This window comes from Micromonospora sp. WMMD956, assembly GCF_029626125.1.
In the GTDB taxonomy this organism is placed as follows: Bacteria; Actinomycetota; Actinomycetes; order Mycobacteriales; family Micromonosporaceae; genus Micromonospora; species Micromonospora carbonacea.
Genome location: NZ_JARUBI010000005.1, coordinates 2,305,001 through 2,330,504, shown reverse-complemented (window position 1 = coordinate 2,330,504; position 25,504 = coordinate 2,305,001). Strand labels below are relative to the sequence as shown.

The 25,504-nt window shown below is 77.0% G+C and carries 22 protein-coding genes (1 of these 22 only partly in view); 3 read left to right on the top strand and 19 right to left on the bottom strand.

Annotation, left to right across the window (positions count from 1 at the left end; translation table 11 throughout):
* The first annotated feature begins 115 nt into the window (after positions 1-115).
* Complete coding sequence (locus tag O7628_RS10760; protein WP_278130021.1) at positions 116-907, top strand: BTAD domain-containing putative transcriptional regulator; 792 nt, start codon at positions 116-118, stop codon at positions 905-907.
* On the opposite strand, the gene O7628_RS10755 is transcribed toward O7628_RS10760, so the two are convergent.
* From O7628_RS10755 to O7628_RS10695, 13 genes are read right to left on the bottom strand one after another with little or no spacing between them, the layout of a single operon-like run.
* Positions 894-2,099 carry a zinc ribbon domain-containing protein gene (locus tag O7628_RS10755; protein ID WP_278130018.1) on the bottom strand — a complete coding sequence of 402 codons (1,206 nt, stop codon included), beginning with the start codon at positions 2,097-2,099 and terminating at the stop codon, positions 894-896. The genes O7628_RS10760 and O7628_RS10755 overlap by 14 nt on opposite strands.
* On the bottom strand, positions 2,096-2,689 hold the full coding sequence (locus O7628_RS10750; protein WP_278130016.1) for a phage tail protein: 594 nt from the start codon (positions 2,687-2,689) through the stop codon (positions 2,096-2,098). Before O7628_RS10750 ends, O7628_RS10755 begins: the two co-directional genes overlap by 4 nt.
* A complete protein-coding gene (locus tag O7628_RS10745; RefSeq protein ID WP_278130014.1) occupies positions 2,682-4,643 on the bottom strand; it encodes a putative baseplate assembly protein in 1,962 nt (653 codons plus the stop codon). Before O7628_RS10745 ends, O7628_RS10750 begins: the two co-directional genes overlap by 8 nt.
* Positions 4,643-5,089, bottom strand: a complete 447-nt coding sequence (locus O7628_RS10740; RefSeq protein ID WP_074474893.1) for a GPW/gp25 family protein — start codon at positions 5,087-5,089, stop codon at positions 4,643-4,645. Before O7628_RS10740 ends, O7628_RS10745 begins: the two co-directional genes overlap by 1 nt.
* 7 nt (positions 5,090-5,096) lie before the next feature.
* On the bottom strand, positions 5,097-5,468 hold the full coding sequence (locus tag O7628_RS10735; protein WP_278130011.1) for a PAAR domain-containing protein: 372 nt from the start codon (positions 5,466-5,468) through the stop codon (positions 5,097-5,099).
* Between the two features lie 14 nt (positions 5,469-5,482).
* On the bottom strand, positions 5,483-7,246 hold the full coding sequence (locus tag O7628_RS10730; protein ID WP_278130009.1) for a VgrG-related protein: 1,764 nt from the start codon (positions 7,244-7,246) through the stop codon (positions 5,483-5,485).
* Complete coding sequence (locus O7628_RS10725; protein WP_074474896.1) at positions 7,233-7,964, bottom strand: LysM peptidoglycan-binding domain-containing protein; 732 nt, start codon at positions 7,962-7,964, stop codon at positions 7,233-7,235. Before O7628_RS10725 ends, O7628_RS10730 begins: the two co-directional genes overlap by 14 nt.
* Positions 7,961-8,392, bottom strand: a complete 432-nt coding sequence (locus tag O7628_RS10720) for a phage tail protein (protein WP_043960744.1) — start codon at positions 8,390-8,392, stop codon at positions 7,961-7,963. The genes O7628_RS10725 and O7628_RS10720 overlap by 4 nt, the downstream gene beginning before the upstream one ends.
* Before the next feature lie 36 nt (positions 8,393-8,428).
* Positions 8,429-11,533, bottom strand: a complete 3,105-nt coding sequence (locus O7628_RS10715) for a hypothetical protein (RefSeq protein WP_278130002.1) — start codon at positions 11,531-11,533, stop codon at positions 8,429-8,431.
* 6 nt (positions 11,534-11,539) lie between these two features.
* Positions 11,540-11,698, bottom strand: a complete 159-nt coding sequence (locus O7628_RS10710) for a DUF6760 family protein (protein WP_278130001.1) — start codon at positions 11,696-11,698, stop codon at positions 11,540-11,542.
* A complete protein-coding gene (locus O7628_RS10705) occupies positions 11,695-12,171 on the bottom strand; it encodes a hypothetical protein (protein WP_074474899.1) in 477 nt (158 codons plus the stop codon). Before O7628_RS10705 ends, O7628_RS10710 begins: the two co-directional genes overlap by 4 nt.
* A complete protein-coding gene (locus O7628_RS10700) occupies positions 12,168-12,608 on the bottom strand; it encodes a phage tail protein (protein WP_043960741.1) in 441 nt (146 codons plus the stop codon). Before O7628_RS10700 ends, O7628_RS10705 begins: the two co-directional genes overlap by 4 nt.
* A gap of 30 nt (positions 12,609-12,638) precedes the next feature.
* The gene (locus O7628_RS10695) at positions 12,639-14,195 is read right to left on the bottom strand and encodes a phage tail sheath subtilisin-like domain-containing protein (RefSeq protein ID WP_278129998.1); all 1,557 of its coding nucleotides are present in this window, start codon (positions 14,193-14,195) and stop codon (positions 12,639-12,641) included.
* Between the two features lie 274 nt (positions 14,196-14,469).
* Between O7628_RS10695 and O7628_RS10690 the strand changes: the two genes are divergently transcribed.
* A complete protein-coding gene (locus tag O7628_RS10690; RefSeq protein WP_278129995.1) occupies positions 14,470-15,780 on the top strand; it encodes a DUF4157 domain-containing protein in 1,311 nt (436 codons plus the stop codon).
* Positions 15,781-15,860: 80 nt separating this feature from the next.
* On the opposite strand, the gene O7628_RS10685 is transcribed toward O7628_RS10690, so the two are convergent.
* From O7628_RS10685 to O7628_RS10670, 4 genes are all read right to left on the bottom strand, one after another.
* A complete protein-coding gene (locus tag O7628_RS10685; protein WP_278129993.1) occupies positions 15,861-18,089 on the bottom strand; it encodes an ATP-binding protein in 2,229 nt (742 codons plus the stop codon).
* A gap of 44 nt (positions 18,090-18,133) precedes the next feature.
* A complete protein-coding gene (locus O7628_RS10680) occupies positions 18,134-18,862 on the bottom strand; it encodes a DUF4255 domain-containing protein (protein WP_278129991.1) in 729 nt (242 codons plus the stop codon).
* A 10-nt stretch (positions 18,863-18,872) separates the two neighbouring features.
* The gene (locus tag O7628_RS10675) at positions 18,873-21,917 is read right to left on the bottom strand and encodes a hypothetical protein (RefSeq protein ID WP_278129989.1); all 3,045 of its coding nucleotides are present in this window, start codon (positions 21,915-21,917) and stop codon (positions 18,873-18,875) included.
* A gap of 201 nt (positions 21,918-22,118) precedes the next feature.
* On the bottom strand, positions 22,119-22,739 hold the full coding sequence (locus O7628_RS10670; protein WP_074474905.1) for a response regulator transcription factor: 621 nt from the start codon (positions 22,737-22,739) through the stop codon (positions 22,119-22,121).
* Positions 22,740-22,906: 167 nt separating this feature from the next.
* Here O7628_RS10670 and O7628_RS10665 point away from each other — a divergent pair, with 167 nt between their 5' ends.
* Positions 22,907-24,214, top strand: a complete 1,308-nt coding sequence (locus O7628_RS10665; RefSeq protein WP_278129986.1) for a hypothetical protein — start codon at positions 22,907-22,909, stop codon at positions 24,212-24,214.
* 38 nt (positions 24,215-24,252) lie between these two features.
* Here O7628_RS10665 and trpS read toward each other — a convergent pair whose 3' ends face one another.
* Entirely contained in the window at positions 24,253-25,311 is a 1,059-nt protein-coding gene (trpS, locus tag O7628_RS10660; RefSeq protein WP_278129985.1) for a tryptophan--tRNA ligase, read from the bottom strand.
* Between the two features lie 96 nt (positions 25,312-25,407).
* Positions 25,408-25,504, bottom strand: partial view of a hypothetical protein gene (locus tag O7628_RS10655; RefSeq protein WP_278129983.1) — the 3' portion only. It continues 86 nt past the right edge of the window; the window shows 97 of its 183 coding nt (coding positions 87-183); its start codon lies off the right edge, out of view; the stop codon is at positions 25,408-25,410.

Below are 25,504 nucleotides of genomic sequence, written 5' to 3'. Positions count from 1 at the left end.
TCCGGCCGTCCCGCCCGCGCCGTCCCGGCGTCGTCGCCTGCGCGGCCCGGTGCCGGCGTCCGACGCGGACCGGCGCGCGGTCGGCGTCGCCGTGGCGACAAGGGAGACGGATCACATGACTTCGAGGGAGCGCCCGATCGATCCGGCGGCACATCCGGGCCTGTGGCTGCGGTGCTTCGGCGGGTTCCGGCTGGAGCTGGACGGCGTCCCGGTCGGCTGGTCGGGCGTCCGGCCCCGGGTCCGGACGCTGATGCGCTACCTGGCGGCCGAGGCCGGCCGGCCCGTGCACCGGGAGCGGATCATGGCAGCGCTCTGGCCGGAGCTGCCGGAGCGGGCCGCCGTCAACAACCTGCACGTGAGCGTGTCGACCCTGCGCACCTTCCTGGAGCCCGGGGTGGCCCGGGGCGCGTCCCGGTTCGTCGTGCGGGACGGGGCCTCCTACCTGCTGGACCCCGGGCCGGGCGGCGGCAGCGACGTGCTGGCCTTCGAGGCGGCACTGGCCGTCGCCCGGCGCGCCGGGCCGACCGGCGACGCCACGGCGGTCACCGGGGCGCTGCGCGGCGCACTCGACCACTACACCGGTGACCTGCTGCCGGAGGACGGGACCGCCGAATGGGTGGTCGCGGACCGGGAGCGGTACCGCGCGCGGGCGACGGAGGCGGCGGCGCTGCTCGCGCGGGTGGAACTGGACCAGGGGCGGGCGCGGGCGGCGGCGCTGGCCGCCCGGCGGGCGCTGGAGCTGGACGGCTACCACGACGACGGCTGGCGGCTGCTCGTGGCCGCGCAGCGCCGGGCCGGCGACGTGGCCGCGTCCCGGCGCAGCCAGCAGACGTACGAGCGGGTGCTCCGGTCGCTGGGTGTGCCCCGCCCGGCAGGCGTGCGGCCCGTGCACGTCACGGCCGCCTGAACACCTCCACCTCGGCCAGCGCCACCTCCCGTCCCCGCTGTGCGCCGTAGCTGGCGTCGATGGTCAACCGGAGCCGGGTCACCCCGCCGACGACGTGGTGGAAGGTCTGCGGCCCCGGCCGGTCGCTCAGGCGTAGCTGCCGGGTGCTGCTCGGGCCGTCCCCGGTCCACAGGGTCAGCGTCAGCTCGGCCGGCCGCGCCTGCCGCACGAAGACGTCCTGCTGCGGCGACGCCCCGGTGTGCACGATCAGGTCCATCAGCCGGATCGGCGGGTCGAAGGTCAGCTCCACGTACTGCCCGGTGGCGGGCCGGTCGGCGGCGGGCGCCCAGTACCGGTTGTTCAGGCCGTCCACCAGGGACCGGGCGGGATGCCCGCGCGCCTCGCTGGAGGCCACCACGGCGCTGGGCAGGACGGCCTCGGGCGTCGTCGTGCGGTCGCGGACCGCGTCGACGGCCCGGGGGCCGAACCGGACCGCCGCCCAGGCCGCCACGGCGAGCAGAGCCAGGACGAGGAGCACCGCGAGCAGCCGGCGCAGCCCGCCCCGGCCGGGCCGCCGCCGGGGCCAGCGCAGGCGACGCCACCACGGCACCGCCGCCGCCGGGCCCGCCGGCGCGGCCAGCGGCCCGCCGCAGCGGCGGCAGAACGACCGGCCGGCCGGGTTGCCGGTGCCGCAGGCCGGACAGACCACGTCGTCGGGCGCGCCGGCGGCGTCCCCGGCGAAGTCGCGGACCACCGGCGCGGGGGCCACGGGCAGCCCGGGCCGCACCGCGCGGGGCTGGTCGGCGGCGGGCGGCAGCTCGGCGGGGACCGCCGCGGGCACCGGGCCGGGCCGGTCGGGCCCGTCGTCGTCGACGGGACGCACCGGCACGACGAGCGCGGCGGCCCGCCGCGCGGCGGTGTCCTCGGCGGCGGTGACGGGCTCGGCGGCGGTGTCCGCGCCGGGCCCGGCGGTGTCCCCGACCACGCTCTCCCCGGCCCCGGCCCCGCTCTCCCCGGCCCCGGTGTCCCCGACCCTGGTGTCCCGGGCGGCGTCGGTCGTGGTGTCCCGCGCCGCAGGCGCCCCGACGGCGGTGGCCGTGGCCGCCGGGGCGGGCGGCGGCACGGGGTCGTTCCAGGCGAGGAACGCGCCGCAGTTGCCGCAGAAACCGTCGCCGGGCGTCACCTCGGCGCCGCAGTTGTCGCAGGTCCTCATCGCGCCCCGCCCGTCGCCGCGCCGCCGTCGGGCGGCAGCACCTCCACCGTGTACGGCACGTGCGCCGGCCGGTTCGCCTCGATGACCGCCCGCAGCCGCGCCGCGAGGGCCGGGCCCGGCTCGGCGACGCGGATCCGCACCGTCAGGGCCGGCTCGGGGGAGCCGGGCAGCTCGCCGCCGGGGGTGGCCGACCAGGTGGTGCCGCCGCTCTCGACGATCTCCGCGGCGAGTCCCGTGGCCAGTCGCACCTCCTCGGCGAGCGCGGCGGCCGTGCCGCGTACGCGGTGCCGGGCGACCGCACCGGCGACCACCCGCCGACGGTCGTCGCCGGCCCCGTCGGGCGGGCCACCGGCGGCGACCCAGCCGCCCAGCCAGTCCACGAAGTCGGGCGGGGCCAGCGCCGGGTCGAAGTACGCCCACAGGCTGTCCAGGGTGGCGTGCACCGGCGCGATCACCTGGTCGTACGCGCCGGTCAGGCGCTGGGCCAGGTCGTCGGCGGCGTAGACGGCGGGCAGCCGCCGGCCCAGCGGATCGGGCGTGGCCAGCCCCTCGACGGCGGCGCGCATGCGTGCCCCCTCCTGCTCAGGCACCCGACCGGTGCTCGTCGACGCGGACCTGGTGCTGGTGGGAGAAGACGAGGGCGTGCCGGTCCAGCTCGATCCGGGGCACCTGCTCGCCCCGGCGGCCCGTCAGCGGGTCGGCGGGGAACATGCGTACCTCCTCGACGACCTCGACCCCCGGCAGCCGTTGCAGGACCCCGAAGACCTCGCCGGAGTGCACCTGTCGCCCGAACGGCCAGCCGGTCCCCTCCGGCCCGCCGCGCACCGGGTCGAGATAGCGGTAGAGGGTGGCCGTCGCCTCGGCCCGGAGCTGGGCCACGGCGGTGTCGGGGCGGGGGACGAGCCGGGCGACGACCGTGACGCCCTGGTAGAAGGGCGGCTCCACGACCAGCCGGGCCCCGATCGGGCGGCGGGCGTCCAGGTGCTCGGCGATGGTGGCGAGCATCCCGTCCGGGGGAACGAGGTCCTCGAAGTGGAGGCGGCCCTCCTCGTCGGCGACGGCCTCCGGCACCACCAGCAGGCGTACGCCGCCGGCCGCGCTGCCGTCACCGGCGGGCAGGCACCGGACCCGGGCGGCGGCCGGGCACGCCTGCCGGGCCAGCAGCTCGTAGTCGCGGGCGGTGACCGCCCGGTCCTGGGCCCGCAGCTGCACCGGCCCCCGCAGCCGGGCCTCCGCGACGGTCTCCCCGTCGACACCGCCGGTGGCGGGGGCCCGGTTCTCCACCCGCGACACGTACGGCATCGAGCTGCGCAGCACGGCCAGGGCGCCCCGGGCGACGTTGCCGCCGTGCCCGCCCCCGGTGCGGTAGCGCCGCACCCGGATCCGGGAACCGGCCGTCGGCACGGCACCGTAGCGGCGCAGGGTGCCGTCGGGCTGCCGGACCGCCGGACCGAACAGTATCTCCCCGGCGGTGCGGTCGACGACGACGTGCCGGTCGCCCGGCCCGGAGCCGCCGAAGGTCTCCACCTCCGTCCACTCCAGCCACCCGGTGCCGTCGCTGCTCTCCACCACCAGCGGGTGCTCGTCGGGGACGATGGGCGGCCGGGCCACCGTCAGCCGCTGGCCGGGCACCCCCTCCGCCTCGCCGACCTGCTCGCCGAGGACCGTCTCGGCGTGCACGGCGCCGACGGTGCCGCCGATCGTGGCCGCCTCCACCGAACGCACCGTCGGCGACGCGGCGTAGAACGGCTGGCCGGGACGGGCCGCCACCAGCCGGCACCGCAGCCAGCCGGCCCGCTGCCCGGCCACCACGGAGGTGACGTGGGCGGCGGGCACGTGCAGCACCACCTCGCCGGGCCGGTTCAGCCCGCCGGTGTCGTCGTGGTCGACGACGCACGGCGACCAGCCCTCACCCGTCCACGCCTCCCACACCAGCGGCGGTTGGCGCGGGTCGACGCCCACGCCCTCCACCCGGCTGTCCATCCGCAGCAGCACCGCGCAGGACGGCACGGCGGCGGAGAGGCCGACGAGCATGGCGTCGCCCACCGACGGGACGGCGGGGAAGCAGGACACGTCCCGGCCGTCGAGCAGTTCCTCCGTCCGGTCCGCCGGCGGGCCCTCGGCGGGGTGGCTGCGCAGCCGGGCCAGCTCGCAGGGCACCACCGCCAGGTCCGCCGAGGTGGTGAACACGACGGCCTCGTCGGTCTGGGTGCGTTCGGTGCCGACCTCCGTGCCGGCGCGCAGCACCACCGGCTGCGTCTGCGGGCCCGACAGCCAGAACGTGACGTCGCCCCGGGCGGCGGTGGGCGGGAACGGCCGCACCCCGATCAGGTCGAGGAACGCCAGGTAGTTCTTCTCCGGCACCCGGTTGAGCCGGTAGAGCAACTGGTCGACCATGTGGGCGAACGTCTCGACGAGGGTCACCCCGGGGTCGGAGACGTTGTGGTCGCTCCACTCCGGGCAGCGCTGCTGGATGAAGCGTTTCGCCTCGTCGACGAGCTGCTGGAAGCGGCGGTCGTCCAGGTTGGGCGCGGGCAGCGGCATCAGGCGGCGCTTTCCTCGTGGTTGCTTCCCCCGCGCGAGAGGGCGCTCTCCTCGTGGGAGGGGATGACATAGAACGGGAAGACCAGGTTGCGCGGGTCGTTGGTGCCCCGGATCGAGTAGCGGACGTCGATGTAGAGCAGGCCGGCGTCCTCGGCGTCGAAGTTGATCACCACGTCGGTGACGTCGATGCGCGGCTCCCACCGGTCCAGCGCCCGGCGCACCTCGAAGGCGATCCGCCCGGCGGTGTTCTCGTCGGCCGGGGCGAAGACGTAGTCGTGCACCCCGCACCCGAACTCCGGCCGCATCGGCCGCTCGCCCGGCGCGGTGCCGAGGATGAGCCCGATCGCCTCGACGATCTCCCGTTCCCGGTCCACCAGGGCGATCCCGCCGGTGGCGTCGGTGCGCAGCGGGAACGCCCAGCCCGCCCCGATGAACTGCTCGGCCACCGCCGCCTCACCCGCCGATCAGCACGGTCGTCGCCCCGGTGCTCACCACGGCCTTGCAACCGGTGGCGTCGCCGCGCCGGGCCGCCTGGTGCCCGCCGATCAGCACCCGGCGCAGCGGCGGCGGCACCGCCGGCACGATCCGGTTGGTCAGCAGCAGCAGGGCGTGCTGCGGCGGCTTCTCGCAGACGCAGACCGTGCCGACCACGGCGGCCGGCCTGCCGGCGATGAGCACGCTGGACACCCCGAGCAGCGGGGCGCCGGGCGTGCCCGGCGGCAGGGGCTGCCCGCCCGGCGGCCCGATGGTCCCCGTGGGCGGCCCCGGGGTGACCCCGGTGGCCAGGTGGCTGATCTTGTCACCGATGCGCGCGGCCGGCGGCATGAGCGTCCCTCCGGTCAGTTGAGCTTCACGAGTGGTGCCTGGATGTCGACCTGGGTGCCGCCGTCGATGCTCACCGACCGGCCCTTGAGGGTCAGCTCGCCCGCCCCGGCGTCGAGGGTGATGCCCCGCCCCTTCACCGTGACCTGCTGCCGGGCCTCGATCTCCACGCTGCCGTCGCTGTGCACCACCACGGCCGTACGCCGGTCGTCGAGGTGCACGGTCAGCCGGTCCCGGGCCGTGGTCAGCCGGATCCCGCGCGGGCCCGAGGGCAGCGCCGACTCCAGGAACTCGATCCGGTCCCCGCGACGCGAGGCCAGCGAGCGCCGGTTGATCCGCCCCGACGAGGCGTCCACCAGCGCGCCCTCGTGCACCGACGGCTTGTCCACCCCGTTGTAGAGCCCCCCGATGACGTACGGGCGGTCCAGCAGCCCCTGCTCGAAGCCCACGAGGACCTCGTCGTTGACCTCCGGGCAGAACACCCCGCCCCCGCCGACGCCGCCGAGCTGCACCGTACGCACCCAGTCCGTCTCGTAGTCCGGCGCGTCGGTCAGCCACGGGAAGCGCAGCCGCACCCAGCCCTGGCCGACCCGCTCGGGGTGCCGGCGGTCCACGTCGGCCTTGGTGTTGGTGACGATCGCGACGGCCAGCCCCGGGATCCGGGCCGCCCGCGCGGGGGCGGTGGCCCCCGTGGTCAGGCCCCACGTCGACCGGTCCTGCCGGCCGCTGACCGTCAGCCACGTCTCGTAGAGCTGGGCGGGGCCGAAGACGTGCCGGCTCGCCGTGATCGTGTACTTCCCCTCGAACGGGGCACCCACCTGCTGCAACGACAGCGGCACCCCGGCCCGCAGCCGGGGGTTGCCCCGGATCCCCACCTCCAGCTCCGCGAAGGCCGCCGTCACGTCGGCCGCCACCGCCCCGGCCACCGCCCGCGTCTCGGCCGCCGTCCGGTAGGGCACGTCCGCCACGCAGAGCCGGGCCGTGCCGAACGGCTGGGCGACCTTCGCCGGGGTGGTGCCGATCTGCACCTCGTCGCTGGCGTCGGTGGCGACCTCCGTGCGCACCGGCCGCTTCGCCCGCACGTCCCAGCCGCGCACCGTCACCCCGGCCACCTGACCGACGGAGGTGACGGTGGAGCGCACCGACAGCAGGTTCTCGTTCATCTCCACCACGAACGGGCTCTGCTCGGCGGTGACCCCCGCGCCCGGCGCGGCGGCGGCCCGCACCGAGCGGCGGAAGAAGAACCGGCCGTCGACCACCACCACCTCGGCGTCGTTGTCGACCGCGAGCATCTTGAGGAACTCCCAGTCGTCGACGTTCGGCTGGGTGACCGTCTCGTACACCGTGGGGGTGGGGTCGATCCGGCCCACCGGGATCCCGGCGGCGGCGGCGACCTCCCGGGCGATGTCGGAGGCCTTGCGGTTGACGAAGCTGCGTACCCGCTGCCCCCGCATCAGCCGGTGCGACAGGTCCAGGGCCCGGACGGTGGTGAAGGTGCCGACCCCGTCGTATTCCGACTCCAGCGTCACCACCTCCCCCGCGAACAGCGGCAGCGGGGCGGCGTCGCGGCCGGTGCGGACCCGGACGGTCACGTCCGTGCCGATGGTCACCCCGTTGTCCCGCAGGAACCGGCTCTGCTGGTCGCGGAAGCGCAGGGTCGCCGTGGCGGCCAGGTTCGTGCTGTCCTCCACCACCGCCGACACCAGCCGGTCGGCCCAGGCCCGGGGCAGCGTGCCGGGCAGGCCCACCACCAGGTTGTTGGTGTGGTCACCGCTGGACATCGAAGCCCTCCCCGGTACGCAGTTCCTCCGGCGCGGGCAGCAGGAGTTGGCGGCCGGGGCGCAGCCGCACCGGGTCGTCGATGTCGTTGGCCTCCGCGATGACCCGCCACGCGGTCGGGTCCCCGTACTCGCGGTGGGCCAGCAGCTCCAGGGAGTCCCCGGCGACCAGCCGGTGCACCCGGCGGGCGGTGCGGCTGCCCGACGTCGGGTTCTGCCCCGGGGTGGAGCCGCTGACCTCGTTGAGCGTCAGCGAGCAGGTCGCCCGCAGCGGGGTGCCGTCCGGGTCGAACAGGCTGTAGGTGGCGTTGACCTGGCTGACGTACGAGTAGAACGACACCGTCTGGAACTGCCCCCAGGCGAACTTCACCCACGGCGGGGACGGCGCCTTCGCCGCGATGCTCGCCTTGGTCGGCACGCAGCAGGTGAGCAGGGCGTCGACCCGGTCCTGGACGGTGCGGGAGTGGGTGTCCGTGGCGTCGAGGAAGACCTCCAGGCTCAGCGTCCGGGGCCCGGAGCCGCTGAACTCGGCGACCCCGACGTCCGCCGCCCCGCGTACCACGTGCGGGATCCAGCTCGCCGACTTGGTCAGCGCGAGCTGCTGCGGGTTGAACATGAAGGTGATCGGCCCGCCGAGGGCCCCGCCCGGCTGGTTCCCGCCCGAGGTGGGCGGCTGGTACCGCTGCAGGTGCGCCGCCACCTTGCCGGCCCGTGACCTCATCCGCCGACCTCCAGGAAGCCGTGGTACGCCAGCTCGATGCTCTCGCTGGCCACCTCCGAGCGGTTCGGGTCGAACGACGGCCCGGACCACCGCACCAGCACCACGTCGGCCAGGCCCCACTGCACCAGCATCGCCAGGTCGGGCCGGAGCGCCGCGATCTGCGCGGTGCCCCGGCGCACCCCGCTGGGCAGTTGCGCGAGATAGCTGGAGACCTTGGCGGTGTCCCGGGTCAGCGGGCGGGTCAGAGTGACGTTGGAGTAGCGCAGCCGCGACGGCAGTTGCCAGACGAACTCGTTGTTGCCGCCCTCCTGGTACTGCTCCAGCTCGACCTCACAGCCGAGCCCGTCGCAGCCGCTCCAGTCGCCCAGGTCGATGCCGTCGATCTGGAGCCGGAAGTGGACGCTCGTCCCCGGGTCGTCACCGGCCATCGCCGTCCCCCCTCTCGTGCTGATCCGTACGCCGGCTCATCGGGTGCCGTCCCGCCACCGGCCGGTCCGTTCCCGGGCGGCCCGCAGGTCGGCCCGGACCAGTCGGCCCACCGGCTCGACGAGGCGGTGGGCCAGGGCGTCCAGGTGCCGCCGGTCGAAGCCCCGCAGCAGGGCCTCCGGCTCCAGCCCGGGGTCCCGCTCCGGGGCGGTCCCGGCGGTCCCGGTCCCGGTGGTCGCGGTGGTTCCCGTGGTCCCGGTGGCGGTCCGCCGCTGGACGACCCCGGCCGCCGGTGGGGCGGCCCGCCGCGCGGGCCCGCCGTCCTCCGCCCGGCTCCCGGTGCCGGGCGTCGTCCCGGTGCCGGTCGCCGCGTCCGGTCGGGCCGTGGCCCGCTGGAGGACCGCCGGTGCGCTGCCGGAGGGGCCGGCCACCGTGGTCGTCCGCCGCGCCGGGCCCGTGGCGTCGTCCGGTCCGCCGGCCGCCGCCGGGCCCGCCGCCCGCCGCGTCGGCAGCGGTACGCCCGCGAAGCCGGCCGGCCGCCGCGACGTGCCCGGTGACCCGTGCGGTGCCGGGGTGGCCGGCCCGGCGAGGAGGAGCACGGGGGCCGAGCCCCGCCCGGCGCTCGATCCGCCGCCCGCCTGTTCGCCCGGCCCTCCCGGCGTGGCCCGGTGGTCTTGCCCGGTCCCGCCGAACCCGACCGGGCCGGGCCCGCCCGGTGTCCGACCGCCCCCGGCCCCGGCAGACCCGCCCCCGCCGGCCGGTCCCGGCCGGTGCCGACCGGCTCGGGCCGGGTTCCCCCCGCCGTGCCGTCCGTCGGCTGTGACCGCCGGACGGGGCGTGCCGCCCGTGCCGGCGCGGGGGGACCGCTGGACGGCGACCGGGCCGCCGGACGATGGTCCCGCCCCGCCGGAGGGCCCTGCGGAGGCCGGGCCGGGGTCGTCCGCGCCGCGCGTCCGCCAGGTCACCGGCACCCCGGCCCGCGCGCCGGCCGGGGCCGCAACGGCTGGCTCCGGTGCCCCGGTCACCAGGGACAGCCCGCGTTCGGCCAGCAACGGGACCTGGCCACCGGCCGGCGCGCTCCGTGCAGGGGAGGCGGGCGGCGCGTCCTGGGCAGCGGGAGCGGGCGGTGGGTCCTGCGGAGCCCGGGCCGTCGGCGCGGCGCGGGGCCGGGCCGGCGCGGGCGGCGGTGCGTCCTGCGGGGCGAACCCGGCGGGCGGTGCGATGCCGGCCGGCGACACGTCCTGCGGTGGCGGGGTGGGCGGCACGGCGCGGGCGGCGGCACCCGGGCCGGAGCTGCCGGCCGGGGCGACCGCCGTCGGCGGGCCGGCCGCGGCCCCGGGCAGGTGCGCGGGCCGCCACCGGAGCCGCTGCACCCCCGGCCGCGACGAGGCCCCGGCGGCGCCGCCGACCGCGCCGGCGAGCGCGGGCCGGACCGGCGCACGCGGCGGTCGGGGCAGGGCGCGGCCCGGGTCGTCCCCCGCGGCGCGACGCGGGCCGGCCGTCGGGGCCGGCGACGGCCGGGTGCCCTCCGCCGGGGTGGTCGGCGTGCTGGCCGGGGCCGGGAGCACGGGCGGAGGGGGGCCGCCGGCCGGGGCGGGGTGCGGTCGAGCGGCACCGCCCCCGGGGGCCACGACCGACGGTGCGTCGGGCGGGGAGGCCCCGCCCCGGGCGGCGTCGGGCGGGAGCGCGCCGGGGCGGGCCGGCGGGGTCGGGCGTACCACCGGGGGTGGACCGTCTGCGGGCAGCGACGGTCCCAGGCCCGCGCGAACGGGCCGGCGTTCCCCGGGGCCGGCCGACCGAAGCGGATCGCCGCCCGGCGGGGCGTCCGGGCCGGCGCTCGGGGCGGCCGGCTCCCGGGCGGCCGGCGTGCGCTGCACCGTCGGCGGGGGGCCGGAGGGCTTCCGGCCCGTCCGGCTGTCGGCGGTGGCACCGGGGACGGCCGGCCGTCCGGCCGCGCTGGGCCGGGCGGTCTCGGGCAGCGCGGGCAGTGGTTCGCCGAGGCCCAGCCGGCCGGCACGGCGCACCGGCGGCGGCCCGACGTGTCCCCGAGGAGCTCCACCGGGGACGGCGGCCGGCACCGGCCCGCCGCCCGGGGCGTCCGACGGGGGGTCGCCGGCGGGTGGGGCCGTGGCACCCGGTCGGCTGGACGGCGCGCTGCCGGCGGCACCGCCGGGCGGCGGGCCGGTGCGCTGGGCGGCGTCGGCGGGTGCGGGGTCGGGGGCGGCCGGAACGGTGCGGGTCCGGCCGCCGGTCGGTGCGGCGGGGCCGGCGGGGCGCGGCTCGGCGGCCGATGGGCCACCGTCTGTCGGAGGGGGAACGGCGGTCGCTGGCGCGGCCCGCTGGATCGTGACCGGCGGACGGGCCGGTACGGCGGGGCGCGGCGTGCCGGCCAGCCTGCGGAGCGGGCCCGGCGACGGCGCGCTGACCAGCGCCCCCGCCCGTGCCGCTGACGCGGTCGCGGACGGCTTCGGGGCCGCCGCCAGCGGCAGGCCCGCAGCGCCCGCCGGTGCCGCAGCCGGCTTCGGGGCCGGGGCCAGGGGTGGGGCCGCCGCCAAGGTCGGGGCCGACGCCGAGGCCGGCACCGGAGGCCGGGCCACCGAGGGCGCGGCCGTCGCCGGCTGCGGTGCCGGCGTCACGGGCGGGACCGGCGCACGCGGCGGCACGGTCGGCGCGTCCACGCCGACGGGGGCCGGCTCGGCGGCCGGGCGGCCCGCACCCGGGTCGCCGGCGGGGAGACCGGCAACCCTCCGCTGGACGGCGGGCAGGTGCGGAGCCGGCCGCCCGGCGTCCGGCCGAGCCGGGCGGGGCCGGGCCAGGTCGTGCACGACCCCGAGCGGCGCCTGGTCGCTGACCAGGTGGTCGAGCGGCGTACGCAGGGTCGGGTCGCGGTAGGTGGCGAGCCGGTCGGTGAACCGGGGCAGGTCGGCGACCTGGAGCGGCCCCGTGGACACCGCCCGCCGCAGCGGCGGCAGCGACCGCCACCCGGGATCACCGGCAGCACCGGTATCGGCGGTGGCGGTGGGCGGCGGCGTCGGCCCCGTCGGCGCGGCCGGGGCGGAGGACGGGCGGGCGTCGGAGGCGGGGCCCGCCACCCGGGCGCGGGTGCCGGCGGCCAGCCGCCGCATCCTGTCGCGTAGCCCCATCGCGCGTCACTGACCTTCGTTCATCCGGGTGTTGATGCGGGCGATCTCCGCCACGTACCGGGCCCGCTCGGCGTGGGTGAGGTCGAGGATCTCGGTATGCGGCCAGTGGAAGTGGTAGGCGACGTACGAGACCTCCTCGTGGAGCCGGTCGGCCCCGTACGTCACGATTCCCCCGGGCGACCACCGGCCAGGTCCACCTCGAAGACCGACTCGCACGCGGGGCAGGTGACCTCGGCGAGGGTGTGCCCCTCGGCGTTGATCCGCCGGTACAGGTCCTGGAGGAACGCCAGGTCGGAGGCGAAGAGGCGTTCGACGACCTCCGCCCGCACCTGGGTGATCGTGCCCAACCGGGTGATCACCAGGCTGAGCAGCACGATCGACAGGTACGCCGGGTTCTGCTTGACCCGCAGGTCCACCAGGGGCGCCAGCTCGTCGCGGGCGGTCGCCAGCCGCATGCTGCCGTCCCGGTGCACGGTGCCGTCCTCGTCGACGTACCCCCGGGGCAGTTGGAAGGTGAACTCCGTCTGGAGCCGGACGGGCGCGGCCGGCGCGACCACCGGCGCGGCGGCCTCCTGCGGGCCGGCGGCCGGGTCGACGAGGGTGTCGAGGCCCCCGGCCGAGACACCACGGCGTCTCATTGCGCGCTGATCTCCTCGTAGACCACGGTGACCTTCTCGGTCGCCGCCGTCGGGTCGCCGGCCTTCAGCCCCGGCCCCTCCCACTTGCTCACCCACGCGTTGGACAGGTCGAAGCGCCGCGTCTCGGACTTGTCGGCGTTGTTGAGGATGATGCTGATGTTCTGCCGGGCCGCCTCCACCGCGCCCTTCAGGAACGTCTCCTTGATCCAGTCGGTGAAGGCGCTGCTCTTGTCGAGACCCCGGGTGATGGTGACCTCGCCGGCCTTCCGGGCCCCCGGGATCTTCCGGATGATCAGCTCGCCGGTGGCGGTCACCGACTTGACCTCGATCGAGTCCAGCTCGACGGTGAGGCCACTGACCTCCTGCACCAGCTCCACCTGGATGCCGCCCAGCTCCACCTGGAAGCTGTGCACGATAAGGGTGTCACCACTGGCCATCGTGGCCGCCTTTCGTCAGGGTTGGCCCGGTCAGTCGCTGACCAGGCTGGTGCTGTCGGAGAACTGCGCCAGCCGGAAGACGACGAACTCGGCGGGCTTGACCGGGCAGATGCCGATCTCGCACACCACCTGGCCCCGGTCGATCACCTCCGGGGGGTTGGTCTCCTGGTCGCACTTGACGTAGAAGGCCTCGGCGGCCGTCGCCCCGAACAGGGCGCCCCGCCGCCACTCCTCGGTGAGGAAGGCGGTGATGTTGCGCCGGATCGTGCCCCACAGCCGCTGGTCGTTCGGCTCGAACACCACCCACTGCGTGCCGAGGAGGATGGACTCCTCGACGTAGTTGAACAGCCGCCGGACGTTGATGTAGCGCCACGCCGGGTCGGAGGAGAGGGTGCGCGCGCCCCAGACCCGGACGCCGCGCCCGGGGAACGCCCGGATGCAGTTGACCCCGATCGGGTTGAGCAGGTCCTGCTCGCCCTTGGTGACGTTGTTCTGCAGGTCGACCACGCCCCGCACCACCTCGTTGGCGGGGGCCTTGTGCACGCCCCGCTCGGTGTCGTTGCGCGACCAGAGGCCGGCGAGGTGCCCGCTCGGCGGCAGGAACACGGCCCGGCCGGTGCTCGGGTCGAACACCTTCACCCAGGGGTAGTAGAGGGCCGCGTACCGGGAGTCGTAGCCGGCCTCGTCCTGCCGCCAGGCGCGCACCTGCTGGGCGGTCAGCTCCGGCGGCGGGTCGAGCAGGGCCATCCGGTCGCCCATCTGCTCGCAGTGCGAGATCAGGGCGAGCTGGGCGGCCTTGACCGCCTCCAGGTCGACGACCCCCTGCTGGTACGCACCCATCAGGTCCGGCGCGGCGACCATGGTGATCTCGTCGATGGCCTCCAGCCCGGCCAGGCCGGTGCGGGAGTCGACGTCCCCGGCGAACTCGCCGGCGGTGAGGGCGGCCGGCACGGCGTCGCCGGGGGCGGTGGCCGGGGCCAGGGCGACGGTCTGGTTGGCGGGCCGGGCCAGCGCGTTGGCCGGGCCGACCTCCTCCATGGTGATCAGGTTGGACCGCTCGCGGACCTGGCTGACCACCGAGGTCTTGCTGTTGCGCCGGAACGAGCCGTCGTACTCCTCGACCGCCTGGCCGTCCCGGTGCACGACGAGCCGGAACCGGTCCTCGCCGGCCCCCTCGCCCTCGACGTCGGCGACCTCCACGGTGATCTCACCGCCGCCGCCGCCGGTCGGGAGGGCGGCGACCCGGAACGTGCCGAGCGCCGACGGCTCCCCGGCGGGCAGCGCCTTCTGCCCGCCCCGGCCGCCGGTCGTCCGGCCGGTCGACGGGTCGCCGATCCGCACGACGTAGCAGACGCCCCCGCCGTTGGCGAAGTACCCGTACACCGCGTGCGCCAGGTAGGCGCCCTCGACCATCCCGCCGAAGAGCTGGACGTACTGGCTCCAGTTGGTGACCAGGGTCGGCGCGTGGAAGGGCCCCTTCTCGGCGAACCCCAGGAAGGCGGTGACCGCGGTCCCGACGCCCTCGATGGGACGCGAACCGCTCTGCACCTCCTCCACGTACACGCCCGGGGACAGGTACGTCGGCATGCAAGCTCCTCTGCCAGGTCGGCGGACGCTGGCCAGCCTGCTCGGCCGGGGAGCCGGCGGGAAGGTCCCTACGGGCCGCGCGGGGGCAGACTCCCGCCCCGCAGGGGCAGGGGCGCCGGTGCCCGCCGGACGTGCGCCGTCCGGCGGGCACCGGGCAGGCAGCGGGCCCTGGGCCTGGCCGCGCGCACCTCGACCGGTCGTCCCGCCGGGGCTACCGTGAGACGCCGATGCCCGCCCGGGATCCGATGCCCGCGTGGCACGAGGAGGCCCCGACATGCGTCCCCCACGGTCCGGCCAGCGCTCCGGCTCCCGCGATGATTCCGAGCGGGAGCGGCGGCACCAGGTGCGCCCCGCCCCGCCCGCCGCCCGGCGCGTCGACGGGGCCGCACCGGCCGGCGTCACCGGCCCGGGGGAGGCGCTCAGCCTGCAACGGACGGTGGGCAACCGGGAGACCACTCGGCTGATCGAGCAGGAGCGGCACACGCACGGCGCGGGCTGCGGCCACGACGTGCCCGCCGTGCAACGCTCCACCCTTCCCGCCGTGCAACGCTCCACCGCGCCCGAGGTGCTGCGCGGCGGCGGCCGCCCCCTCGACGAGGCGATCCGCGCCGACATGGAGGCGCGGCTCGGGGCGGACTTCTCCGACGTGCGGGTGCACGACGACGCGGCGGCCCGCACGTCGGCGGCGGAGCTGGGCGCGCGGGCGTACACCTCCGGCAGCCACGTGGTGCTCGGCGAGGGCGGCGGCGACCGGCACACCCTCGCGCACGAGCTGACCCACGTCGTCCAGCAGCGCCTCGGCCCGGTCGCGGGCACCGACGACGGCAGCGGGCTGCGGGTCAGCGACCCCGACGACCGGTTCGAGCGGGAGGCCGAGGCGACGGCGTCCCGGGTGATGGCCGGCGACGCCGTCCACCTGGGCGGCGCGGCGGTCACCGGTGCGGTCGCCGCCGGCGGGCCGGCCACGGTGTCCCGCTCCGCCGATGCGGCCGGCCCGATCCAGCGGTGGTACACCGGCGAGGACCACGCCCGCCTGGCCGGCAACCGGAGCCCGGCCTACGACGAGCGCGTCAGGGACGCGACCACCCAGGCCGCCGTCGCCGACTTCGTCAACGGCCTGACCCGCAACCAGCTCGGCTGGTACGAGGACACCGACAGCATCCCCGGCACCCGGCAGGCCCTGATGGACGCCAGCCCCAGCCGCACCACCACGGATCCGTGGACCGACCAGATCATCCAGATGTGGCAGTGCGCGTCCTGCAAGAACGGCGTCGGCTACGCGGGCGTCGACCTCGGACACAAGGTCGACTGGCGGGCCTACCTGCACACGAAGGGCGTGCTGAACCTGGCCGAGGCCCGGGCGGCGTACAACGACCTGGACAACCTCCAGATCGAGTGCGCCACCTGTAACCGCAGCCACGACTTCGAGCGCAACTCGCAGGGCTCGTTCCGGGACGGCGGGGCGGCGTACTCGTCGGAGCGCAGCAGCGACCGCGACTTCGTGGTCTCCGACAGCGCCTCGCTGTCGGGCGGCTCCGCGACGGGCACGCCCCCGCGCACCGGGTCCCCGATGGACGAGGGCTGACGGCCCAGCCGGCGACACCGGCCGGGGCCGACGAGCCGGCCGGGGCCGACGAGCCGGCGAGCCGGCCCGGCCGTTTCCCGTCAGGCGCGCCGGGCACCCGCCCCGCCGCCCGGCGCGACCCGCCCGCCGTTCGCCGGCCCGGCCGGCAGGACCAGCCGGCCCAGCTTGCGATACTCGCGCCGGGCGGCGGCCGTCACCATCGCCATGGTCACCGGGCCGCCCGCCGCGGCGGCCAGGTAGCCGGCGCTGACCGCGCAGGCCCGGATGCCGCCCCCGCTCAGCTCGAAGTCCAGGGCGCACCGGTCCAGGTCGACGTCGGCGGCCCGGGGCAGCTCGGTGCCGAGGCACCGGTCCCACAGCGCCCGGCGCTGCGCCACGTCCGGCACCGGGAAGTCGACGATCACGTCGAGCCGGCGCAGGAACGCCTCGTCCAGGTTGGCCCGCAGGTTCGTGGTCAGCACGGCCACCCCGTCGAACGACTCCATCCGCTGCAACAGGTACGCGCTCTCCAGGTTGGCGTACCGGTCGTGCGCGTCGCCGACCTCGGAACGTTTGCCGAAGATCGCGTCCGCCTCGTCGAACAGCAGCACCCCGTTGACCCCGGCCGCCTCGGTGAAGATCCGCTCCAGGTTCTTCTCGGTCTGGCCGACGTACTTGTCGACCACCGTGGACAGGTCCACCACGTACAGGTCGAGCCCCAGGTCGGCGGCGACCACCTCGGCCGACATCGTCTTGCCCGTGCCGGAGTCCCCGGCGAACAGGGCGGTCACCCCGCGCCCCCGGCCCCCGCCGGGGCGCAGCCGCCACCCGCCCAGCACCTGCTCGCGGTGCCGCACCCGCAGCGCCAGCTCGGCGAGCTGCTCCCGGACCGGGGCGGGCAGGACCAGGTCGTCCCAGCCGACGGCGGGCTCCACCCGCCGGGCCAGCCGCTCCAGCGCCGCCGCGTTCTGCGAGCGCACCCCCGCCCGCACGTGCCGCGCGGCGACCCGGTCGACGCCGTCGAGGGCCGCGTGCTGCGCCGCCGCGACCGCCGCCCGCCGCACCTGGCCGGGTGTCAGCACGTACGCGGCCAGCTCCCGCTCCGGGTCGACGTCGGCGGCCAGCCCCACCGGCCGCCCGGCCAGCGTGTCCCGCCACAGCCGGGCCCGGTGCGGCGCGCCGACCGGGGCGGCGGTCACCAGCAGCGGGGACTCCTCGGCCCAGTCCGGATCCCAGCGCAACCGGCCCGTGAGCAGCACCGGCACGGGCAGCGCCGTGAGCCGGCGCAGGAGCCGGGCGTGGGCCGGGCCCGCCGCCGGGTCCAGGGCGTCGACCGGGCCGGCGACGAGTCCCGCCCGGCGCAGCCGGGCCTCCCGGACCACGGCGGCGAGGGACTCCGGCGGTGTCGGATCGCCGCCCAGCGCGTCCAGGTCGAGGAGCAGGACCGACCAGCCGGCGGCGGCGAGGGCGGCGCAGGCCAGCCCCTCGGCCGTCCCGCCGGGCTCCTCCCGCAGGTAGGCCAGCCGGTCACCGGCGCGGATCGCCGCCGCCAACCCGCCGACGGCCGACCGACCCCGCCCCGGCTCCGGGCCCGGCCCGTCGGGCGCGACCCCGGGCGGCCGGCGGAGCAGGCCGTCGGCCCGCCCGTCGACGGCGTCCGAGCCGAGCAGGTGACCGGTGACCCGGTCGGGGACCCGCAGGGTGCGGGTCAGGAAGGGCCGGTCGGCCTCCTCGACCAGGAGCAGGCCCCCGGCCACCAGCGGCCCGTCGGGGGTGAGCCGCGCCCGCCCCGGCCCGGCGACGGGGGCCACGCCGCAGAGCGACAGGGCCAGCCCGGTCGTGGCCCGGGGGCGGGTCACGTCGTCGTTGAGGTAGCCGTAGAGCTTCTCGTAGCGCCGGTCCAGGTCGGGCAGAAGCGCGATCAGCAGCAGCTCGACGTCCAGCGGGGTCAGCGCGAAGTCCGCCGCCAGCTCCGCCAGCGGCACCCGCGCGCCCGCCGCCCGGGCGCGGCCGGCCCACCGGTCGGCGGCCGCCACCGCCTCGGCGGCGATCTCGTCGGGGGCGGGCGGGGCGGGACCGTCCACGAGCCGCCAGGCGTCGTCGTCGGAGACCCGCAGCCCGCGCAGCGGGTCGTCCGGGGCCGGGTCGGCCGCCCGCGCGGTTAGCACGGCCCGCCGGACCCGCTGCTCCACCAGGAACAACCGGGCCCGCAGGTACGCGGTGCCGGGCGGCTCGGCGCGTCCCGCCTCCGGGCCGGCGACCGAGGGGCCGCCGGTCGGCGTCTCACCCGCCGGGCCACCGGGGCCGGGGCGGGCATCCGTGCCGCTCACGGAGCCCCCGGCGGCACGTCGGGCATCCGCGTCGACGGTGGCGGTCACCGGCGGTCGCCCCGGATCGGCCCGCCGGTGCCCTGCCGGCGCTGCCGCTCGGCGGCGGTGCCCCGCGCCCGGCGTATCCCGACGGGGGCGACGCCGTCGGCGGGATCCGGGTGGCGCAGCCGCCGGGCCTCCACCTCCACCGCCGGCCCGCCGCCGGTCCGGTCCCCGGCGCGCAGCCGGAGCCCGTCGGTGACGGGCTGGGCGGCGAAGGTCGCGGACGCCGCGATCGGCGTGGTCACCACCAGGTCCAGCGACGGCTTCAGCGAACCCCCGAGGGCCGACCAGATGTCGGCCAGCCCCCGGTCCCGCGACGGCGGCACCGCGACGCTCATCGGCACGGTCAGGCCCAGCGCGGCCAGCCCGCCGACCATCCGGGACGGCGGCAGCACGTCGTGCACGACCAGCCCGGCCAGCAGCACCGACAGCAGCCGGTGCTCGTCCTGCGGCTGCGCCGTCCACGCCGTCACCAGGTACGACAGGGCGAAGTACCGGGGCGGGCGGTGCTCCGCGACGACCGCGCCGGCGGAGTCGTACTCCTCGACCCGGCCCTCCCGGCGGTGGGTCAGCTCCTCGCGGACGTCGTAGAGGAACAGGTTCACCGTCGGGGCGTTGCGCCGGGCCTCCCACTCCCGGGTCGGCGCGTCGAAGGCGAGCTGCACGTCGGTGCCGGCGAGCATCTCGTCGGTCAGCAGCGCGTGCAGCGCCTCGTCCACCTCGTGGATCATCGTCGTCCCCTCACCAGCCGCGGAACAGCAGGCCGGGCGGCTGCTGGGCGGGCAGGACCACCCGGAAGTCGGCGCGGACGGTGCCGAAACCCGGGCCGGTGGCCAGGATCCGGCGGGGCCCGAGCTGGTCGCGCGGCACCACCAGCAGCTGCGCGGCGAACGTGCCGTCGGCCGCCGGCACGGCCGGGTTCGCCGCCGAGGTCAGGCCGACGTCCCAGGCCAGTCGCACCGGCACGCCGGGCGGGAAGTCGATGCCTCGCACGGAGGTGACGAAGCCGGGCGGCCCGATGGCCGGCACGGCGACGATCCGGGGTTGCAGCACCCGCAGCGGCGCCTGGGCGGCGTCGTCGAGACCGCCGTCGGCGGCCACCGTGCCGCGCACCGTCGTCGCCGTCGCCTCGTCCGGGGCCAGCACGAACTCCAGGGACCGGCCGGCGCCCGGGGCGAGGTCGGGGACCGGGCAGGAGGTCGCGGAGCACCCCGCCGGCCGGGTGCGCACCGGCACCCCGGCCGGCAGGGCGGGGGTGATCCGGACCCCGGTCGCCGGCCGGCCGCCGGTGTTGCGGACCGTGTAGGTCACCGTGACCGTCCCACCCACGTACGCCGGGACGGGATCGACCGTGACCGTGATGTCGAGGCCCGCCGGCGGGGGGCCGGTGGGCGGCGGGCCCGTCGGCGTCGGGGTGGCCGGGGGCGGGGTGGTCGTCGGCGGCGGGACCGGGACGACCGTCACCGGCACCGACGCCGTGTTGTCCGAGGGCCGGGCGTCGGCCGTCCAGCCCCCCACCGTCCACTCCAGCGGGTACGTCCCGGCGGTCACCCCGGTCAGCTCCACGCGGACCCGCACCGTGTTGCCCAGCCCGACCGGCCCCAGGTCACAGCCCGGCGGGGCGAGCTGGCAGGAGCCCACCTCCGGCGTCAGCGCGGTGACCCGGACCCCGGCGGGCACCCGCAGGTCGAGGCGGACGTTCGCCGCCGGGGTCGGCCCCCGGTCGGTCACCGTCAGCGTCAGCGTGGTGCGTTCGCCGACCCGCACCGGTGCCGGCGGCTGCTCGACGGCCGTGGCCAGGTCCACCGACCGCTGCCAGGTCGGCTTGCGGTGCCGGCCGGGGAACTCCCAGGTCAGCCCGTCGAAGACGGCGGTGCCGAAGTCGTACGTCTTGACGTACTCGGGGCTGGCCGGCTCGGTGTACCGGCGCGAGTTGAAGGCGAGCCGGTGCCCGTCCGGCGACCAGGCGACGTCGCGCGGCCGGTGCGGCCCGTCCGGCGGGGCGACCAGCGGGCCGGCGCAGCCCACCCCCGGGGTCTGCGGCGCGAGCACCTGGCAGTCGTCGCCGTCGGCGCCGGTGACGACCAGCCCGTCGGGGCCCCGGCCGAACGCGATCCGGCCGCCGTCCGGGGAGAAGCTCGGGCCGTAGTCCGCCCCGACACACCCGGGGCAGCCGGCGTCGGTCAGGTCCCGCTGCCCGCTGCCGTCGCGGGCGTCGACCGTCCAGACGTGACTGTCGGCCGCCGCCCCGTCCGGCTGCCCGCGCACCAGGGCCAGCCTCGACCCGTCCGGCGACCAGGCCGGCTGGCTGTCGGAGCGGTCCGGGTCGCCGCCCGACCCGACGGTGAGCAGGTGCTCCCCGGTGGTCACGTTTGCCACCACCACCCGGCTGGGCCCGCCCGGCCCGGCGAGCGCGTACGCGACGCGGGTGCCGTCCGGCGACCACACCGGGTCGGTCTCGATGTCGGTGTCCCCGCGATCGGCGAGGGGAAGCAACCGGGGATCGCCGCCGTCGGCGTCGACGATCCAGAGGCGGGACACGCGGTTGCCGCCCACGGTCTCGAACCGGTTCACCACGATCCGCCGGCCGTCCGGCGAGTAGTCGGGGCGGGCCGTCCACGGGTCGCCGTCGACGGGCCGCCACAGCAGGTCCGGGTCCGTCGCCGCCCCCGGGTCCTCGCGCAGCACGGTCAGCCCGAGGTCACGGGGGTCGGTGGCGTCGGGGCGGACGTCCTGCAACGTCACCGTGTACCGGTCCGGCGCGCTCGTCCGGCTGACCACCAGCACCGGCGTGCCCGCACCCGGCGGGACGTACCAGGCGGGGTCGCCGACGAGGCGGTCCTCGGCGAGGCGGAGCACCGCCTCGCACGGGCACCAGTCGGGGCGCGGCACCCCCGTGTAGACGAGGTCGGCCGCCCCCCGCGTGCCGTCGGTGGTGGTGCGGCTCAGGAACGCCAGGGTCGTCCCGTCCGGCGACCAGCTCGGCTGGTGACTGTCCCACGACGGGGCGAGCAGCAGCCGGTCGTCGCCCCCGACGGTGTTGATCAGGTGGATCTGCCGGGCGTCCGGGTCCTGCGGCGCGGCCGTGTACGCGATCCGGTCGTGCGTCGGGTCCGGGTCCCACGCCGGCTCCCCGGCCCCCTCCGGCCGGGCGGTCAGCGCGGTCACCGGCCCGCCGTCGACCGACGCCCGGTGCACCTGCGGCACGCCCGCGTCGTCGCGCCGCTCGAACGCCAGCGTCGTGCCGTCCGGTGACCAGGTGGGCCGGCGGTTGTCGTTGGTGCCGTCGGTGACCTGCCGCAGCCCGGTGCCGTCGACGCCGACCACGAAGATGTCGTGCCAGCTCCCCACGCCCTCCCGGGTCTGCTCGAACGCGACCCGGGTGCCGTCCGGCGACACCGCCGGCGAGCCGGCCACCTGCGCCGGGTCGTCGACCAGGCAGGTCGGCTCCTCCGCGCCCCGGCGCACCCAGAGCTGGGCCAGCTCCGACGCGCGCCGGCTGACCCAGACGACCACGTCGCCCGTGGCGGACACCTCGTCGTCGAAGTGCGCCGGACCGCCACCGAACAGCGGCGGCGCGGTCGCCTCCGCCCCGGTGCCGGAGACCACGCCGATGCTGCGGTGCCCGGTGCCCAGGTAGGCCACCCGCAGGTCGGTGACCGGCGGCAGGTCGGCCGGCTCGGCATACGACGCCCGGTCGGGCGGGACGGCCAGCGCCCACGCGCCCAGCAAGGCGGCGACCGCCGTCGCGGCGGCGACGAGGGGGGACCTTCGGGTGGGACGCAATCGACACCTCGACGGGAGACGGCGGGCGGCCACGTCGCGCACGGCCCAGAGGGCCATCGTGGCCGCCCGCCACCGCCGGGCACAGGGACCGCCGGCCAGGGACGGGGGCAGAACCTCCGCCGGTACGGGCAACGCCCGCCGCACCGGCGGCACCGGTCCCCCGCCCGGCCGGACCCCGACGAGGCCCTGACCCGGGCGCGGTCAGATCAGGTCGTGCCGCAGCGCGTACGCCACCGCGTGCGCCCGGTTGCGCAGGTGCAGCCGGGTCGTCATGCCGTGCACCACGTTCTTCACCGTCCGCTCCGAGTACGACAGCTTCGCCGCGATCTCCCGCGTCTCGAACCCGTCGGCGACCAGCCGCAGCACGTCCACCTCCCGCGAGCTGAGCCCGCCCAGGCTCAACCCGCGCGGGTCGAGGACCTCCCGCTGGAGCCGGCGCATCTGGTTCAGCAGCCGGCCGAGCAGGTCGGCGGGGACGCTCCCCTCGCCCCGCGCCGCCGACAGGATCACCTCGACCAGGCGGCCGGCGGACGCCTCGCCACGGCGTACCACCCCCACCACCCCGCACTCGACGGCGGCCGACAGCTGGGCGTCGTCGATGGTGGCCGGCACCAGCACCAGCCGGTTCTGCTCCCGGCGCAGCCGCCGCAGGACCTGCGCCACCGGCGGGGTCAGGCTGTCCACGACGACCAGGGTCACCGCCGCGTCGGCGGCCTCCGCCTGGGCCAGGACCCTGACCTCGGGACGACCGGTGAGCTGGCCCGTCACCCCCGTCCACGAGATCGGATCGGTCGCGTGCACGTAGACCGGTATCCGCTGCATCCTCGCCTCCTCTCCCCGTGCCGACGGTCCGCGCGCCGCCGGCACGGCGAGTATGGGTGCGCTGTCTTTGCGTGTACTTAACGTCGCCCGGCGGGCAGCGACCTCTGCCCGTCGTCGTACCCCGATAGCCCCTGACAGGCCCCAGTGGCGCTCCTACGCTCCAGCAGATGCGCGCATCGGCGAATCTGGCCAGCACCTCCGTGAGCGTCGCCCCCGGCGGCGAGGTCGAGGTCCCGGTCACCGTGCGGAACGCCGGTGACACGGTCGAGGCGTACCGGTTCGAGGTCCTCGGCGTGCCGGACGAGTGGGTGACCGTGCAGCCGCCCACCCTCAACCTCTACCCGGCGGGCTCGGACACCGTCACCGTCACCTTCCGCCCGCCCCGCTCCGCCCGGGTGGACGCCGGCGACCGGCCCTTCGGCGTCCGGGTGATCCCCGCCGAATACCCCGACTCCGCCGTGGTGGAGGAGGGCGTCCTCACCGTCGAGCCGTTCACCGAGCTGGCCGCGCAGGTGCAGCCGCCGTCGCGCAGCGGGCTGCGCGGGGCCCGCTACCGCATCGACACCGACAACCTCGGCAACCTGACCGAGCAGGTCGGCCTCGTCGCCGCCGAGGGCACCGACCAGGTGACGTTCGCGCTGCCCGCCGAGCCGGTCACCGTGCCCAACGGCACCCGCGCCGAGACCCCGCTGCGGGTACGCGCCCGCCGGCTGCTGTGGTGGGGCGCACCGAAGGAGTACCCGTTCGTCGTCGAGCTGCGCGCCTCGGACGGCCGGGCCCGTGGCCTCGACGCCGTCTTCGTCCAGCGGCCGGTCATCTCGGCGGGCCTGCTGAAGCTGCTGGCGGCGCTGCTGGCCCTGCTCCTGGCGTTGCTGGCCCTCTGGTTCGGGCTGCTGCGCCCGCAGGTGGAGACCGCCGCCCGGGAGGCGGTGGAGGCGGAGCAGGCCCGGCAGGTCGCGCGGGGCGAGCCGGTGCCCAGCGCCGCACCGAACCCGGCCCCGACGACGGCCCCGCCCGGCGCGGGCACGCCGGGCGGCGGCACCCCCGGCGACGGCAGCACCGACGGCAGCGGGGTGGGTGGCCCCGCCGGTGCCGGTGGCCTCGGCGGGGAGCAGTTCTCCGTCGCCATCACCTTCCGCACCAGCCCCAACGGCTCGGCGGAGCGCGGCTACACCGTCCCGGCGGGCAAGACGTTCCTGCTCACCGACTTCCTGGTCGACAACGTGCAGGGCGACGAGGGCACGCTGACGGTCACCGCGAACCAGGTGCGGGTCGTCACCTACGCCCTGGAGAACTTCCGCAACCAGGACTACCACTCCGTCACCCCGATCCGCGTTCCCGCCCGGGGCCGGGTGACCCTCACCGTGGTCTGCCGCCGCCCCGGCACCCCGGCCAACGCCCCCCGCGCCACCACCTGCCGCGAGTCGCTCTACCTCAACGGCATCCTCAGGGACAACCCCGACCCGGAGGACTGAGCCCCGCGCTCTCCGCCGCTCCCGTCGTACCAAGTGGGTCAGGCCCGGGTGCCCGCGGCCCGGCGGGCGCGCTCGGCCCGCCGCCGCACCTGCTGGTACGCCCCCGTCAGCCCCATCGCCCGGCGGACCTCGACCAGGGTGCGCCGCACCTCGGCCCTGGTCCGCTCCGTGCCGTCGACGATGAGCTGGTCGACCAGGCCGGGCTCGGCCTCGATCCGGGCCCGCCGCTCGCGGATCGGGTCGAGAAACCGGTTCAGCGCCACCGCGAGCTGCTCCTTGACCTCGACGTCGCCGACCCGCCCGGCCCGGTACCGCTCCTTCAGGTCCGCCACCTGCGCCCGGTCGGCGTTGAACACGTCGTGGTACGCGAACACCGGGTTCCCCTCCACCGTGCCCGGCACGTCCGCGCGCACCCGGTTCGGGTCGGTGTACATCCCCATGACCGCCCGGCGGACGGTGGCCGCGTCGGCGGAGAGTGAGATCGCGTTGCCCAGGCTCTTGCTCATCTTCCGCTGCCCGTCCGTGCCGACCAGCGACGGCGTCTCGGCGACGATCGTCTCCGGCACGGGGAAGACCTCCCCGTAGAGGTGGTTGAACCGGCGGGCGATCTCCCGGGTCACCTCGACGTGTGCCGCGTTGTCCTTCCCGACCGGCACCACCTGCCCCTTCACGCAGAGGATGTCGGCGGCCTGGAGGACGGGATAGCCGAGCAGCCCGTACGGCATCTCCTCCTTGCCGGCGGCCCGGGCCATGTCCTTGAGCGACGGCACCCGTTCCAGCCGGGGCACGGTCACCAGGTTCTGCAACAGGGTGTTCAGGTCGCCGACCTCGGGGATGGCCGACTGGAGGTAGAAAGTGGCCCGCGCCGGGTCGACCCCGGCGGCGAGGACGTCGGTGACCATCTCCCGGGCGTTGCGGGACACCGCGGCGATGTCCTCGCGGGTGTTGCGGGTGGTCAGCATGTGCAGGTCGGCGATGATGAAGAAGCTCTCGTAGCGCTGGTGCAGGCGCACCCGGTTGGCGATGCTGCCGACGTAGTGGCCGAGGTGCAGCCGCCCGGTCGGGCGGTCACCGGTGAGCATGCGTGCGACGGACATGGCGATGTGCCTTTCGTGCCGTGGAAGCGGTGGGAGACGCGCGGGCGCGCGCCGACCTCGGGCGAAGGCCCGTCGGAGGTCGGTTGGATCGGCTCGTCAGATCAGGGAGCCGGTGCGCCATCGCCCGCCGGCGCGGAACCGCATTCCGCCGGCACGCAGGACGTCCAGGATGCGCTCGCGGCCGTCGCCGGAG